Origin of the sequence: Streptomyces sp. 1331.2 (genome assembly GCF_900199205.1) — a bacterium.
Taxonomy (GTDB): domain Bacteria; phylum Actinomycetota; class Actinomycetes; order Streptomycetales; family Streptomycetaceae; genus Kitasatospora.
Map to the genome: position 1 here is coordinate 1910618 of NZ_OBMJ01000001.1, position 14873 is coordinate 1925490.

At 74.5% G+C, this 14873-nt stretch carries 10 protein-coding genes; 2 read left to right on the forward strand and 8 right to left on the reverse strand.

The features are described from left to right. From CRP52_RS07975 to CRP52_RS07985, 3 genes are all read right to left on the reverse strand, one after another. On the reverse strand, nucleotides 1–1524 hold the full coding sequence (locus CRP52_RS07975) for a sugar transferase (RefSeq protein WP_097235760.1): 1524 nt from the start codon (nucleotides 1522–1524) through the stop codon (nucleotides 1–3). A gap of 394 nt (nucleotides 1525–1918) precedes the next feature. After that, nucleotides 1919–3073 carry a glycosyltransferase gene (locus CRP52_RS07980; protein ID WP_097235761.1) on the reverse strand — a complete coding sequence of 385 codons (1155 nt, stop codon included), beginning with the start codon at nucleotides 3071–3073 and terminating at the stop codon, nucleotides 1919–1921. A 270-nt stretch (nucleotides 3074–3343) separates the two neighbouring features. Continuing rightward, entirely contained in the window at nucleotides 3344–3784 is a 441-nt protein-coding gene (locus CRP52_RS07985; protein WP_097235762.1) for an SRPBCC family protein, read from the reverse strand. A gap of 91 nt (nucleotides 3785–3875) precedes the next feature. Between CRP52_RS07985 and CRP52_RS07990 the strand changes: the two genes are divergently transcribed. Beyond that, nucleotides 3876–4775 carry a HipA family kinase gene (locus CRP52_RS07990; RefSeq protein ID WP_097235763.1) on the forward strand — a complete coding sequence of 300 codons (900 nt, stop codon included), beginning with the start codon at nucleotides 3876–3878 and terminating at the stop codon, nucleotides 4773–4775. Between the two features lie 21 nt (nucleotides 4776–4796). Here the strand turns inward: CRP52_RS07990 and CRP52_RS07995 are convergent, their stop codons facing one another. The 5 genes from CRP52_RS07995 to CRP52_RS08015 form a co-directional block, all read right to left on the reverse strand. Beyond that, nucleotides 4797–5162 carry a hypothetical protein gene (locus CRP52_RS07995; RefSeq protein WP_097235764.1) on the reverse strand — a complete coding sequence of 122 codons (366 nt, stop codon included), beginning with the start codon at nucleotides 5160–5162 and terminating at the stop codon, nucleotides 4797–4799. Between the two features lie 157 nt (nucleotides 5163–5319). After that, nucleotides 5320–6810, reverse strand: a complete 1491-nt coding sequence (locus CRP52_RS08000) for a S8 family peptidase (RefSeq protein ID WP_097235765.1) — start codon at nucleotides 6808–6810, stop codon at nucleotides 5320–5322. A gap of 272 nt (nucleotides 6811–7082) precedes the next feature. Further along, entirely contained in the window at nucleotides 7083–8219 is a 1137-nt protein-coding gene (locus CRP52_RS08005) for an amidohydrolase family protein (RefSeq protein ID WP_097235766.1), read from the reverse strand. 3 nt (nucleotides 8220–8222) lie between these two features. Next, nucleotides 8223–9689, reverse strand: a complete 1467-nt coding sequence (locus tag CRP52_RS08010) for a glutamine synthetase family protein (RefSeq protein ID WP_097235767.1) — start codon at nucleotides 9687–9689, stop codon at nucleotides 8223–8225. Nucleotides 9690–9765: 76 nt separating this feature from the next. Further along, nucleotides 9766–12480, reverse strand: a complete 2715-nt coding sequence (locus CRP52_RS08015; RefSeq protein ID WP_257032353.1) for an MXAN_6230/SCO0854 family RING domain-containing protein — start codon at nucleotides 12478–12480, stop codon at nucleotides 9766–9768. 541 nt (nucleotides 12481–13021) lie between these two features. Here CRP52_RS08015 and CRP52_RS08020 point away from each other — a divergent pair. Next, the gene (locus tag CRP52_RS08020) at nucleotides 13022–14797 is read left to right on the forward strand and encodes a 3-hydroxyacyl-CoA dehydrogenase family protein (RefSeq protein ID WP_097235768.1); all 1776 of its coding nucleotides are present in this window, start codon (nucleotides 13022–13024) and stop codon (nucleotides 14795–14797) included. The last annotated feature ends 76 nt before the right edge of the window (nucleotides 14798–14873 follow it).

Genomic DNA, 14873 nt, shown 5'->3' on the forward strand with positions numbered 1-14873 from the left:
TCAGCTCCCGTCCGGGTGGAGCATCATGGCCGCGGTGCGGCACAGGATCTTGACGTCCTGCCAGAGGCTCCAGCTCTCGATGTAGCGGTTGTCGAACCGGGCCCGGTCCTCGATGGAGGTGTCCCCGCGCAGGCCGTTGACCTGGGCGAGGCCGGTGAGGCCGACCGGGACGCGGTGGCGGTCGGCGTACTCGGGGTAGGCCTGGCCGAACCGCATGACGAAGTACGGGCGTTCGGGGCGCGGACCGACCAGGCTCATGTCGCCGCGCAGGACGTTCCACAGCTGCGGCAGCTCGTCCAGCGAGCTCTTGCGCATCAGCCGGCCGACGGCGCCCATCCGGTGGTCCTGGGCGATGTTCCAGCGGGTCGCCGACTCGTGCTCGTTGCTGGGGCGCAGGGTGCGGAACTTGAGGACGGTGAAGACCTTGCCGTCCAGTCCGGTGCGCTGCTGGCGGAAGAGGACGCCGGGGCCGGTGTCGAAGCGGACGGCGAGGGCGCAGAGCACCAGGACGGGGGCGAGCAGCAGCAGGCCGATCGTGGCGGCGGTGATGTCCAGGGCACGCTTGGCGGCCCAGCCGGGCCGGCGCATCGCGGGGCGGCCGACCCGCAGGCAGGGGAAGCCCCACAGGTGGTCGGCGCCGGCGATCGGGGTGGCGGGCAGCGAGCCGTACTCGCGCAGGGCCGGTACCAGCCAGACCTGGCAGCCGAGCCGGGCGGCCTCGCGCAGGGCGGTGGCGGTCTCGGCCTCGTCGGTGGCGCCGGCGGTGGCGATCACGTGTTGGACCCGGTGCCGGCGCACCTCGCGCTCCAGCACCTCGCTGCCGCCGAGGACTGGCAGGCCGGTGCCGTCGGAGGGCAGTTGGGGGTTGGTGTCGAGGAAACCGACCGGGCGCATCCCGTACTCGCCGTGCTCGCCGAGGGCGGCGGCGATCCGGCGGCCGAGCCGGCCGGCGCCGAGCACCAGGACGGGACTGGGGCGGCTGCGGCGGATCCGCCGGGCCATGTCGTAGAGGATCGCGCGGCCGATGCCGGCGATCAGCAGTTGGGCGCCGAGCAGGGCGGTGAGGCGGCCCGGGTCGGCCGGGCCGCAGTCGGGCCAGCGGCCGCTCAGGCAGCCGGACAGGGTGACGGCGAAGGCGGCGGCGACCACCGCCCTGGCGGCCAGCGCGGGCAGTTCGTCCAGGACGGACAGGGTGAGCCGGGAGCGGTAGAGGCCGCCGGCGAGGTTGAGCAGGAGCAGCAGGGGCAGGACGGCGGGGACGCCGAGCAGGGGGTCGAGCGGGGCGGCCGGGTCGACGGCCCGGTTGGCGATGCCGGTGGCGGAGCACAGCGCGATGATGTCGGCCTGGACCAGGGCGAGCGGCAGGGCCAGCCGGCTGCGGACCGCCCCGCGGTGGCGGCGCGGTGCCGGGACGGCGCGTTCGCGCGTCGTCCCCGTCGGACGGTCGAGCAGCCCGGTGCCGGGCCTTCGGGGGCCGGACAGCAGCCCGCCCGCTCGCGGCACACTGTCGTGGTCAATGGTCATCAGCGCACGATCTCCCCTGCTGTGTGCCCGGGGTGACGGTGCCCCGGCACCGGTTGGCGCGGGGCTGCCGTCCCGGCCCGGCGGGCGCGGTCCTGACAGCACCTGCTGCCGCTGGCGGCGTTCGGATGTCCCGCGGCGGGGCCGATCGCGACGGGACCGGTCGCCAGGGACTCGGTTGCGAGGGGCTCAGCCGTGAATTCCCGGAATGAAATCTGAACGAAGCAGGCAAAATCCGACAATACAGAACCGGGCAGCACCGGCTGGAAGGTGACTTGCCGTTTCATTCCAGCCGCCCATTAATAGGTATTTCGGATTTGACGCCTCGCCCCATATCCGGTTGAGGGTGCGAATACGACAGCGCCGGAACGGCGGGCATTCACGGCATGTGAAACGATCAGATCCGCTGTGGGACACGGGCTCGGCGGCGCCCCGCGGCCGGTCCGGCGCCCAGCAGATGGCGGTAGAGGACGTCCACCTGTTCGACCACGGTGCGCACGTCATGGCGGGCGACGACGTGGTCGCGCAGCCGTGCGCCGCGTCGCTCGCACTCGATCGGATCGGACAGCGCCTCGGCCATTCGGGTGGCGAGGGCCGACGCGTCCTCGGGCGGGATCACCGCGTGCTCCCGCTCCCCCGGCGGCAGGCACTCCCGCGCACCCGGCACGTCGGTCAGCAGCACCGGACGGGCGGCCGCCATCGCCTCCAGCGGGGCCAGCGCCATCCCCTCCCAGCGCGAGGGCAGCACCACCAGGTCGGCCGCCGCCAGCCACGGGCGCGGATCCGCCACGTCCCCGACCAGCCGGACCCGGGAGGGCTCGGCGGTCCCGCGGACCAATTCCGCCAGCCGCTGCTCCTCCGGCCCGCCGCCGACCAGCGCCAGCCGGGCCTGCGGCACCCGGCGCAGCACCTCCGGCCAGGCGGCCAGCAGCACGTCCTGGCCCTTCTGCCGGCAGAGCCGCCCGACGCAGACCGCCACCGGGGCGTCCAGGTCCAGGCCCAGCGCGATCCGGGCGGCCCGACGGTCGGCGGGCGCGTAGTGCCGGACGTCCACGCCGTTGGGCACCACGGCCCAGTCGGCGTGCACCCCGGCGGCCACGCCGTCGGCCCGCTCCTGGACGCTGACGCAGAGCAGCCGGTGCGCCCAGCGGCTGGCGAAGCGCTCCCAGCGCAGGGTGGCGGCGGCCAGCGCGCCGTCGACGGCGGCGAAGGACCAGGCGTGCGGCTGGAAGACGGTCGGCACCGCGCCGCGCACGGCCAGCCGGCCGGCCAGCCCGGCCTTGGCGCTGTGCAGGTGGACCACGTCGGGCGCGGCCGCCCGGACGATCCGGCGCAGCCGCCAGGCCTCGGCGGCGGTGCCCGCGCCGGGCGAGCGCCCGGCCGGCCAGTCCTGGACCAGGGCACCCACCGCGGCGGCCTCCTCGGCGAGCCGGCCGCCGCGCGGACAGGCGACCAGCACCCGGTGGCCGGCCTCGCGCTGCCCCCGGACCAGGTCGGTGACGACGCGGGCGACGCCGCCGTCCACCGGTTGGGAAATGTGAAGGATCGTCATATGCACGGCGGCGAGCCTAGGGTGGCTCCCCCGTGCCGGGCGGCCCTCGTCACCCGCAGGTGGCGGTTCGGCCACCCGTACGGCTTGCTGCTCGTACGGGTGCCCGAGCCATTCGAATTCCCGGGCGATTCAAGCGTGTTGAAGAACGGACGGCTCGAATCGCGCGGTGCCGGTGCCTCCGGTTCCGCTGCCGGCGTGCCTCGGCGGACCTCGGTAGGCCTCAGCGGACCTCAGCGGACGTCAGCGGACGTCAGCGGACGTCAGCGGACGTCAGCGGACCTCGGCGGCCAGGTTGGCCAGCACCTGGTCATGGATCCGGTTCAGGCCCTTGGGGGCGAAGGTGCGCTCGAAGAAGCCGCCGATGCCGGTGGCGCCCTGCCAGGTGGCGGTCACCGTGACCTTGGAGCGGCCCTCGCCGACGGCCGAGACCGTCCAGGTGATCACCATGCTGGAGTTGGCGTCCTTCTCCACCAGCCGGTCGGGCGTGGGCGCCGAGACGGTGAACAGGCAGTCGCGCACCCGCTTCTCGGTGGCCTGCAGCTTCCAGTGCACCTGGGTGCCCGCGCCGGTGCCGCCGACCCGGACCTCGTACTCGCTGTACTGCGCGGGCAGCAGCTTCGGGCGGGTCACCTGGTAGTCGGCCAGCGCCTCGTAGACCCGCTCGGGGGCGGCATCGTAGACCCGCTCGGTGGTGGCCTGCACCTGTCCCATGACCTTGCTCTCCTCGTGTGGTGGGTCGCGCTCTCACCGGCAAGCCAATCACAGGGTCACGCCCGTGACGCGGCGGGATAGGGTGGCCGGTGTGCTCGATCTGGTGACTGCGGTGCGCTACGTCGACCCCCTGCGGGCCGGTGGCTCGGTGCCCGGTGTGGTGGAGACCGACGACCTGGGAACGTACGTGGTCAAGTTCACCGGGGCCGCCCAGGGCCGCAAGGCGCTGATCGCCGAGGTGATCGTGGGCGAGCTGGCCCGGCGGCTGGGGCTGCGGGTGCCGGAGCTGCGGCTGGTGGACTTCGACCCGGCCGTCGCCGCGGACGAGCCGGACACCGAGATCCAGGACATGCTCAAGGCCAGCGCCGGCCTCAACCTCGGCATGGACCTGTTGCCCGGGGCGGCGGACTACCGGCCCGGGCTCGTCCCGGTGGACTCCGCCGAGGCGGGCCGGGTGGTCTGGCTGGACGCGCTCACCGGCAACGTCGACCGCACCGTGCACAACCCCAACCTGGTGGTCTGGCACGGGCGGCTCTGGCTGATCGACAACGGCGCCGCGCTGATCTTCCACCACCGCTGGGCGGGCGCCGAGGCGGCGGTCGGCAAGCGCTACGACCTCAGCGCGCACGCGCTCGGCGGCTCGGCCCCGGACGTCCGGCTGGCCGACGAGGAGCTCGGCCCACTGGTCACGGTGCCGCTGCTGGAGGAGGTGCTGGCGCTCGTCCCGGACGAGTGGCTGGCCGGCGAGCCCGGCTTCGACTCGGTGGACGCCGTCCGGCACGCGTACGTCGCCCACCTGGCCGCCCGGGCGGTGCTCTCCGAGGAGTGGATGCCGGAGGGCTTCGCCACGCCCGAGCAGCTGCGCGAGGCCGAGCGCCGGCGGGCGGCCCGGACCCGGGCCGGGCGGCCGGCCTGGCTGCGGGACGTACCGGACCTGCACGGCAAGCCGTCGGTGGAGACGGCCTGGGACCACCACTTCGACGAGGACTAGGGTCTCCGGTGGCGTAGGCCGTCAGCCGATCGCGGGGCGGACCCAGCCGAGGTATTCGACGGCGGTGCCGAGCAGCAGGCCGGAGGCGAGCACGGCGAACCTCACGGACCCGGGCAGCCCCCGCACCCGGGCGACCAGGGCCGCGGCGCCCAACCCGAGCAGCGGGCCGCCGGTGAGCAGCAGGACCAGGGGCAGCACCGCGACGGCCGGACCTCCGGCGGCCAGGCCCATCACCGCGACCACCAGGCCGCCGGTCAGGACCTGGGCGAGCATCGGTGCGGCGAGCAGCAGTTGACCCACGCCCAGGGCCAGGGCGATCCGGTTCCGCCGGCCGGGGGTGGCCGGTCGGCCGGGGAGGGCCCGCTCGCCGGGAAGGTACTGCGCCATGCCGATCGACTCCTGTGGTGGCTCCGGTGGTGACGGATCCATCCTGTGCGGCGGGCGCGGCGGCGGCCTGAGTACGGGTACTCAAACGCGACCGGGGAGCGGGGCCCGGTGGCCCCGCTCCCCGGCTCAGCGATCAGGTGTCGCCGCGGTCAGCACGTCAGCGCCACCACTGGACCGCCTTCTCGGCGTTGATGATGCCGGCGCCGTAGAAGCCGTTGTCGTCCGCGCCGCCCTCACAGGTGGCCTTCCACTGGCCGACGCCGCCCGGGTTGAACTCCCCGGTCGGGCAGGCGTGGGACTCGGCCTGGTTGGTGAGCATCTCGGTCAGCTCGTCGGGGCTGGCCCACGGGAAGGTGCTGGCGAGCAGGGCGAGCACGCCGGTGGTGTGCGGCGAGGCCATCGAGGTGCCCTGCATGTAGCCGTACTTGCCACCGGGGATGGTGGACAGGATGCGGCCGTCCTTGTCCGGGGTGTTCGGGATCTGGTAGCGCTTGTCGCCACCCGGCGCGGCGACGGTCACGACGCCCTTGCCGTAGCTGGAGTAGTACGACTTCTCGCCGTTGACGCCGACCGAGGAGACCACGACGACGCCCGGCAGCTCGGTCGGGAGCGACAGGCAGTCGTTGGTGACCGGGCGGGTGCCGGGGGTGGTGTCGTCCGGGCTGGAGACGTCAGTGGTCTTGTGCGCCAGGTCGATGTTCTCGTTGCCCGCGGCGGCGACGTTGAGGACGCCCTTGCGCTGCGAGAACGCGACGGCCTTGCGGACGGCGGCGGTGATCGCGGCCTGGTCCTTGTCGTTCGGGCAGTTGAACATCCACGGGTCGATGTAGTAGCTGTTGTTCGTCACCTTGAACTGGTGCTCACCGGCCCACACGAAGCCGCAGATCGCGTACTCCGGGTAGATGAACCCGCCGTCGTCCACGACCCGGACCGCGGCCAGCTTGACGTTCGGGGCGATGCCGACGATGCCCTTGCCGTTCTTGGCGGCGGCGATGGTGCCGGCCACGTGGGTGCCGTGGGCACCGTCCTTGCCCGGCTGCCAGGCCTGCCAGTCGGTGTTCGGCTTGCCGCCGTCGATGCAGGAGACCGACTGCGAGGCGTCCACGTTGGCGGCCAGGTCCTCGTGGGTGGCGTCGATGCCGGAGTCCAGCACGCCGACGGTGACGTTGCGGCTGCCGAGCGAGATCTTGTGCGCCTTGTCGACACCGATCTGGCGCATGTCCCACTGGTTGGCCTCGTACGGCTCCTCGCCGGGGGCCGGCGCGGCGGTGGGCTCGGCAGCGACCTCGGCCTGCTGCTGGTCGGCGGCCGTGATGCCCTTGGTGCGGCTGGCACCGACGGACTCGACGCCCTTGGCCAGGCGCAGCTTCTCGGCGAACTTGGTGTCCGTCGAGCGCGCGATGACGACGCCGATCTGGTCGTAGGAGTAGACGACCGTCCCGCCGAGGCCCTTGACGGCCTGCTCGACCTTCTGCACCTGGCCGTGGTTGGCCTTGGTGTTGACGACGTAGCTGAGCAGCGGACCGGTCGTCGGGTCGGCGGAGGGGGCCGCCACGGCGTTGCCGGCCGGGAGCGCGACGGCGCCGGCGGTGGCGAGCACGAGGCCCACCGCCGCGTACCGGGTCCGGCTGATCCGAGGAACTCTCATTGGGGTTGGCCCTCCCGAGTCGTCATGCGGCAGCTGCGGTTGGCAGGTGCACTGAGAATGACCGGGACGTTAATGAATATTCGATGAGATGCGCAAGAGGTAGTCATCTAATCGTCACAACTAGATCAGCCCTGGATCGGCAACGAAGCCGAGAAGTCGGCAGGTGAACAAGGGAAACAGGGCCAAGATTGTTAAAAAGTGATGCTTTGCCGACGTGCGGCCGTGCACGTGGAAACGGCGATCGGGCGCCGGGCCGCACCACCGCGGTGCAGCTACAACGCGTACAGCCGCCGGGCGTTGTCGGCGGCGATCAGCCGGGTCAGCCGCTCGGCGTCGGCTGCGGAACACGCACTGTCCGCCTGCCAACGATCCAGCAACGCGCCGAGTCCGTACCGGAACTGACAGGTGCCCACCAAGAAAAGTTCGGGTAGCCCGTAAGCGTCGGTGGAGAACAGCAATTTTCCGAACGGTGCCAGTTCCAGCATCTCGCCCAGCACCGCCGCGACTTGCGGGCCGGTGTAGGAGGCCGTCAATCCGAGGTCGGTGTGGACCGTCGGGAAGGCCTGGGCCAGCCAGGCGGCCTGCCGGTGGTACGGGTAGCAGTGCAGCAGCACCAGCGGGACGCCGCTGGGCTCAGCGGCGCGCACGAAGTCCGCCAGCAGGGCGGGGTCGGCCCGGTGCAGGGTGAGGTCCGGATCGCCGAAGCCGGTGTGGAGCTGGAGCGGCAGGCCCAGCTCTGCGCAGACGTCCACGGCCGTCCAGAGCAGGTGGTGCAGCAGGACCGGGTCGGTCAGCCGCTCCGGCCCGCCGCGCAGCCGGGCGCCGGCCGCGGCCACCACGGCCGAGCGGGCGGGCCGTTCGGCCGGGGCGGCCAGGCCGTGCCGGTAGGCGAGCACCGACTTGACCGCGACGGCCCCGCCGGCGGCCTCCGCCAGTGCCTCGGCCACCGCCCGCGGCCAGTCCTCGGCGCCGGCCGTCACCCGCTCGGCGACCGTCTCCAGCCGGACCACCTCGCGCACCGAGGCGCCCGCGGCCTCGGCCAGTTCGCCGAGCGGCAGCAGCGGCAGGCCCGCGGCGGCCGTCAGGCCCGTGTCCACCAGGCAGGTGTCCAGCCCGGCCGCGGTGAGCAACCGGGCCGTCGCCTCGGCGGCGCCCAACTCCCGCCGCCGGGCCAGGTAGTCGGCGGCCGGGGCGTGCGCGGGCAGGCCGAGCACCGGCGGGCACCAGCGCCGTACGGCGAGGCCCAGCGCGCTGTCGAAGGGCGAACAGCCGGGCGCGGGCGGTCGGTCGGACTCGGTGAGCAGCCCGGCCAGGGCGTCGTCGGCCAACTCGGCCGCCACCACGCTGTGGCAGTGGTGGTCGACCAGCGCGAGCGCCCCTGCGGACGGTGCGAACTGCGGCCCGGCCATCGGTCAGTACCGCCAGCGTGCCGCCGCGACCGCCTCCTCGGGCGTGGCCGCGGCGAACTGCTCGCCCTCCGCTCGGCGCACCGCCAGCACCGCCTGGTACAGCGGCTCGCCCAGCGCCTCGCGCAGCACCGCCGAGCGCTCGTACGCGGCCAGCGCCTCGGCCGGGCCCTCCGGCAGCCGGGGCACCGTGCCGGGCTCGGCGGCCGCCGGATCCCCGGTGAACTCCGGTGGCAGCGCCCGGCGTTGGTCCAGCCCGGCGAGACCGGCCGCGATCACCGCACCGACCGCGAGGTACGGATTGGCGCTGGCGTCGAAGCACTTGACCTCGGCATTGGCGGCGGCGGCCCGCTCCCCGGTGGACCCCGTCACCAGGCGCAGCGCGGCCTCGCGGTTCTCCAGGCCCCAGCACTGGTAGGCGCCGGCCCAGTGCGAGGGCACCAGCCGCAGGTACCCGGCCGGACTGGAACAGCCCAGCACCAGGAGCTCGGGCAGCGCCTCCAGGACGCCGGCGAGGAAGCCCTCGGCCTCGGCCGTCAGGCCGTGCGGCCCGGAGCCGCCGTGGCCGAGGTTGCGCTCGCCGCGCCAGAGGCTGAGGTGCAGGTGGCCGCCGTTGCCGACCGCGCCCGGCTCGACCAACGGCGCGAAGGAGACCCGCAGGCCGTGCCGGGCGGACACCGCCCGGATGGTGTGCCGGACCAGGACGGAGGTGTCCGCGGCGCCGACCGGGCCCTCGGGGGCGACCGAGACCTCGAACTGGCCCGGGGAGTACTCGGGGTGGATCTGCAGGACGGCCAACCCCTGCTCGCCGAGGGCGCGCAGGACGTCCCGCAGGTAGTCGGAGAGGTCGGTGAGCCGGTGCATCCCGTACGCGGGGCCGTGCGTGGGGTACTGCGGCTCCTCCTGCGGGGTGCCGGCCAGGGCGACCACCCACTCGACCTCGATGCCGGCCTTGAGGCTCAGCCCGCGCCCGGCCGCCGCGGCCTCCATCCGGCGGGCGAACAGCCGCTGGCAGCCCGGGTGCGGGGCGCCGGTCTGGGTGTACCTGTCCCCCGGGGCCCAGGCCCAGCCGGGCTGGCCGGCCAGCGGGACGACCCGCTCCAGGTCGGGGTAGAGCCTGAGGTCCCCGGTGGGGCCGCCGATGATCGGGCTGGTGGTGATCGCGTCGTCGGCGAGGAAGACGTCGAAGCAGGGCGCGGTGCCGACGCCCCACTGCGCGGCGTGCTGCAGGCCGGCCAGCGGTACGGCCTTGACCCGGGTGACGCCCGCGTTGTCCACCCAGGTGACGGCCACCGCCTCGACCGCGGCGGTGCGCAGCCGGGCGGCGGCGGCGTCGGCGCGCTCGGCCCGTTCGGCGCGCGGGGGCAGCGCGACGGCGGCCGCGGCGCCGGCCGGGCCGGTCGGCTCGGCGGAGCCGGACGGCCGGGCGGGACCGGAGGCGGTGGGGCCGGCGGTGCCGGTTCCGATGGTCATGTCACCATGCTGCCCCGGCGGTTGGGGTGGTGTAACTCCCCTATCGGGTGGTCCAAACGGACGACCGTCCGCCCGTTCACCCGTTCGGGGCGAAGCGCGCGACCAGGTCCCCCGCGGTGATCCGCTCCAGGGTGTCCGGGGCGGCGTCCGTCGGGCCGGGGTAGAGCCGGTAGAACGTCCCGCGTGCACCGGCCGGGGCGGGCACGTCGGCGTGCACCAGCGCCGTGAACGCCCGGGCGCCGGTGAGGCGTTCGGCGATCAGCCGGGCGGTGTCGTCCGGCCGCTGCTCGGTGCGCCGGTCGCTCACGTGGCGCCCGCGCAGCCGCTCGAAGAAGTCGGCCACCGGCTCGTCCGCGCCCCGGTGGTAGGTGTCCAGCCCGAGGCCCTTCCGGTCGCGCACCAGCACCTCGTCGCTGCCGGCCGCGGCGGCGGCGCAGGCGAGGTCCCAGAGGGTGGCCCGGGAGCCGGCGGCGAAGTACGCCAGCACGTCCTCGGCCAGCGCGCCGATCCGCTCGTGGTGCCGGTGGATGCTGTGGAAGCCGCTGCCGGAGCCGACGTTGAGGTCGGTCCAGGTGTGCCGGCGGGTCCCGAGGTCGACGATCATCGGCACGCAGATCCTGGCGTCCCCGGCGAGGTCCAGCCGCTGGCGCACGCTCCCGGGGTGGAAGCTGCCGGTGCCCTGGCGGGCCGCCTCGGACGGGGTCAGCGCCATGAAGCCGGCGAAGGCGTCGGTGAGGTCCTCGAAGGGGACGTCGTTGTAGCTGAACACCACCACCACGGCGTACCGGGCACCGGCCTTGCCCAGCGCCGGCAGGTCGAGGTCGACGAACTCGGTGGCGCCGTGCGGCGGCGGGGCGGTGGTGAAGTCCCCGGAATGGACGGCGGCGCGCGGGCCCATGACCAGCCGGGTGTAGTCGCACAGGCCGGTGAACTGCCACTCCTCGTCGTAGAAGGCGACCGAGAGGTCGAGGTCGACCCGCTGGTGCGGGCGCTGCATCCAGTGCACGAACAGCCGCAGGTACTGCCCGTCCGGGATCCGCTGCACGCTGCCGCGCGGCACGGCGACCAGGGTCTTGGCGCCGGCGCGCTCGGCGAAGGGGACGACCAGGTCGGCCAGCCCGGCGTCCAGCACCGCCACCTCGTGGCGCCCCGCCTCCCGCGCCGACTGCCCGGCGCGGCGCAGCAGTTCGGCCTCGATCAGGGCGCAGACCGGCGCGCTGAGCGCGGCCGGGACGGGCGTGCCCCGGTCGGAGCGGGCGTGCGCCGAGGCGACCCGGCCGCGCGGGAAGTACAGCCGCCGCTCGCCGTACGCGCGCGGTGCGCGCAGCCGCCCGTACGCGCCGAGCAGCGGGCAGGGCGCGACGGCGCGCAGTGCCCCCGGCAGCGCCTCGGCGAGCGCGGCGGGCAGCGGCTCGTCGCGGCACCAGGTCTGGTGCACCCGCAGCAGGTGGTGCAGCCGGCGCACCAGTTCGCCCGGGCGGCGGGCCAGCAGTCGGACGGCGGCGGGCAGGTCGCCCTGCCCGAGGGCGTGTTCGACGGCGGCGGCGAAAGTCTCGACGGTCAGCCGGGTGTGTCCGCCGGGCGTCTCGCGCACCCGCAGCGGGGCGGGCGCCTCGCGCAGCTGCGGGCCGAGGCCGTGCAGGTCGAGGTCGCTCTGCCGGAGCACGGCGAAGGCGGCGGCCGCGTACGGGAAGCGCTCGCGGTGCTCGTACGGGTGCAGCAGTTCGCCGGCCCGCAGCCAGGCCTGCCGGTGGCGGCGCAGGTCCTCGGCGAGGGTGCCGACCGGGAACGCGTCCAGGACGGCGAGGAGTTCGCGGCGCAGCGGGCGGGGCAGGTTGCGCAGCCGTAGCCCGCGGGCGGTCTCGGGCAGCAGGTCGGGCTCGGCGCCGGACCACGCCCAGAGCAGCCGCAGCACGTCGGTGGCGGTGGTGAGGTGGGCGGCGAGCAGTGGGCGGGTGCGGTCGGCATCGCCGCGCAGCAGCGCGGCGAGCACGGTGGCGCGGCTCTCCCGGACGGGGACCTCGGCGGGCAGCCAGCCGGCCGGGTCGGCGGGGGCGTGCTCGAGCAGCAGCGCGAGGTCCTCGCGGTCCTGCGGGTTCAGCGGGGTGTGGCGGGCGAGCAGGGCGCCCAGTGCGGCGCCGGCGAGCTCGGTCGGGTCGTCGGCGCCGGCCAGGCGCAGCGGCCGCAGCGCGCTGCCGGGCGGGAGGGTGCGGGCGGCGTGGCGGGCGGCCCGGGTGTCGGGGGAGAGGTAGGGCTTGGGTTCCAGCGGGGTGCGGCAGAGCGGGCAGCGGCGGTCGTCGCCGTCCTCCAGCAGCATGTCCTGGTAGCACTCGCCGCAGATCAGGTGGGCGCACGGGGCCAGCGCGCCGATCCCGACCTCCAGGCTGCTGCGCTCGCACAGGACGCAGATCTGGCCGGCCTGGCAGAGCAGGTAGCCGCGGATGGTCGCGGAGTAGGTGGCGTGCGCGTGCGAGGGGACGCCGTCGGGGAAGGTGCGGAACAGCGGCTGGTGGCTGCGGTTGGCGCCGAGCTGCGCGTCGATCCGCAGCAGCAGTCGGGTGCCGGCCGCGGACAGGTCCAGCGGGCGCAGTCGGCCGAGGGCGGCGCGCAGGCCGCGGGTCAGGACGTAGCCGCGCTGCACCAGGTCGGCCTCCAGGGCCACGAGCCCCTGGGCCGACCACGGAAGTGGTTCCCCGGGCGCGACGCCGGGCTCGACCCGGACCATTCCGTGACGGCGCAGCAGGTAGGCGTCCAGCCCGGTCTCGGGCTCCGCGACGCTCGGCTTCTTCACAGCTCTTCCCCCGGCAGGTACGACGAAGCGGGGGCGGAGAGTGGGCGCACTCGGGTCATTTTGGAGATGAGTGAGAAGGAAGCACGCCGCGGAGCCGCCCCCGCGTCGATCACCCTAGCGAAGAGCGGCCCCGGCACCCGAACGGTTTTCCGCCCACAGCCCCCTTCCTACCGGCGAGTAGCTTCGCTACAGTGGCCGCACGCACCACCGTCGGGCTTCGGGAGCCGCACCGACGGGGCTCGCGGTCGCCGTGTCTGCGGCGCTCGCGCGGTGCGTCTTCACCGGCCGGTGCCGCGACTCGCGGCGGGCCGGGTTCTCTTCCTCGTATCAGAGCCGCTTCCTTCACCTTCGAGCGCCTGAGCACCACGGCACACCCGCAGTTCGGCCGGAGCGGACCGGCCGCTGCCGGTGTGCCGGAACCCGTCATCTCCCCAGCCCCCGCGCGTGGACCCTCCTCCGGCGGCGGCCGCCCCCCGTCGTACGGGCGCAGCGGCCTGCCCGCCGGAGCACGCGCGGGCTCTCATGACTAGGAGTCAGGACAATGGAGCGTCCCTTCCCCACGGTCGCCGTCGTCGGCCTCGGCACGATGGGTGCCGGTGTCGCCGTGGCGGTCGCCAAGAGCGGTCGCCGGGTGATCGGCATCGAGGCCACCGAGGACTCGGCCGCCCGGGCGCTGGCCCGGATCGAGGAAGCCACCGCGCACGCGGTCGACCGGGAGCGGATCACCGCCGAGGAGCGCACCGCGCTGCTCGCGCTGATCTCGGTCGGGCACGAGCTGACGGCCGCCGCCGAGGCGGACCTGGTGATCGAGGAGGTGCCCGAGCAGCTGGAGCTGAAGCGGGAGGTCTTCGCCGAGCTGGACCGGATCTGCCCGGAGGCCACCGTGCTGGCCACCGGCACCACCGCGCTCTCGGTGACCCGGATCGCCGCCGCGACCGCCCGTCCGGAGCGCGTGCTCGGCCTGCACTTCTTCAACCCGGTGCACACCATGAAGCTGGTCGAGGTGGTCCGCACCGTGCTGACCTCCCCGCAGACCGCCGAGGACGCCGCCGCCTTCGCCCGGGACCTCGGCAAGGAGCCGGTGGCAGCCGGCGACCGCGCCGGCTTCGTGGTGAACGGCCTGCTGTTCGCCTACCTGAACCAGGCCGCGGCGATGTACGAGTCCAAGTACGCCTCGCGGGAGGACATCGATGCCGCGATGCGGCTCGGCTGCGGCCTGCCGATGGGCCCGCTGGCGCTGCTCGACCTGATCGGCATCGACACCGCCCGCACCGTCCTGGAGGCGATGTACGAGCAGTCCCGGGACCGTCTGCACGCCCCCGCCCCGATCCTCGGCCAGCTGGTCGCGGCCGGGCTGCTGGGCCGCAAGACCGGCCGCGGCTTCTACGCCTACGAGGCGCCGGGCTCCTCCAAGGCGGTGGACGCGGCCACCGGGCCGGCCCTGCCGAAGGTGCCGGGCCGCGAGGTCCGCACCGTCGGCGTCTGCGGCTCGGGCACGATGGCCACCGGCATCGCCGAGGTGTTCGCCAAGGCCGGGCACCCGGTGCTGCTGGCCGCCCGCAGCCAGGAGAAGGCCGACCGGGCCAAGGCGCAGCTGGCCAGGTCGCTGGAGCGCTCGGTCACCCGGGGCCGGATGTCCGCCGAGCAGCGGGACGCCGCGCTGGCGCTGGTCACCCCGGTCGGCCAGTACGCCGAGCTGGCCGAGGTCGACCTGGTGGTCGAGGCGGTGGCCGAGGACCTGGCGGTCAAGCGGGAACTGTTCGCCACCCTGGACAAGATCGTCAGGCCGGGCGCGGTGCTCGCCACCACCACGTCCTCGCTGCCGGTGATCAGCTGCGCGACCGCCACCTCGCGGCCGCAGGACGTGATCGGCATGCACTTCTTCAATCCGGCGCCGGCCATGAAGCTGGTCGAGGTGGTCTCCACCGTGCTGACCGCGCCGGAGGTCACCGCGACGGTGCTGGAGCTGACCGCCAAGGTCCGCAAGCACCCGGTGGAGTGCGGCGACCGGGCCGGCTTCATCGTCAACGCGCTGCTCTTCCCCTACCTGAACGACGCGGTGCGGATGCTGCAGGAGCACTACGCGACGGTGGACGACATCGACACCGCGATGAAGCTCGGCTGCGGCTACCCGATGGGCCCGTTCGAGCTGCTGGACGTGGTCGGCCTGGACGTCTCGCTGACCATCGAGCAGGTGCTGCACCAGGAGTTCCGCGAGCCCGGCCTGGCCGCCGCACCGCTGCTGGAGCACCTGGTCGCGGCGGGCTGCCTGGGCCGCAAGACCGGCCGCGGCTTCCGCGACCACGCGCGCCGGTGACCACGCCCCAGCCCGGGGGCGGCACGGCGGCGCCCGGGGGCGCACCCTCCACACGCCCCGGCTGGAGCCCCGGGAC

Excerpts from the sequence above, each read along its gene's own strand:
- CRP52_RS07985 (WP_097235762.1), bottom strand. The coding sequence starts at position 3,784 with ATGGGACAGGTGCAGGCCACCACCGAGCGGGTCTACGATGCCGCCCCC.
- CRP52_RS08010 (WP_097235767.1), bottom strand. The coding sequence starts at position 9,689 with ATGACCATCGGAACCGGCACCGCCGGCCCCACCGCCTCCGGTCCCGCC.
- CRP52_RS07995 (WP_097235764.1), bottom strand. The coding sequence starts at position 5,162 with ATGGCGCAGTACCTTCCCGGCGAGCGGGCCCTCCCCGGCCGACCGGCC.
- CRP52_RS08000 (WP_097235765.1), bottom strand. The coding sequence starts at position 6,810 with ATGAGAGTTCCTCGGATCAGCCGGACCCGGTACGCGGCGGTGGGCCTC.
- CRP52_RS08020 (WP_097235768.1), top strand. The coding sequence starts at position 13,022 with ATGGAGCGTCCCTTCCCCACGGTCGCCGTCGTCGGCCTCGGCACGATG.
- CRP52_RS07980 (WP_097235761.1), bottom strand. The coding sequence starts at position 3,073 with ATGACGATCCTTCACATTTCCCAACCGGTGGACGGCGGCGTCGCCCGC.
- CRP52_RS08005 (WP_097235766.1), bottom strand. The coding sequence starts at position 8,219 with ATGGCCGGGCCGCAGTTCGCACCGTCCGCAGGGGCGCTCGCGCTGGTC.
- CRP52_RS07975 (WP_097235760.1), bottom strand. The coding sequence starts at position 1,524 with ATGACCATTGACCACGACAGTGTGCCGCGAGCGGGCGGGCTGCTGTCC.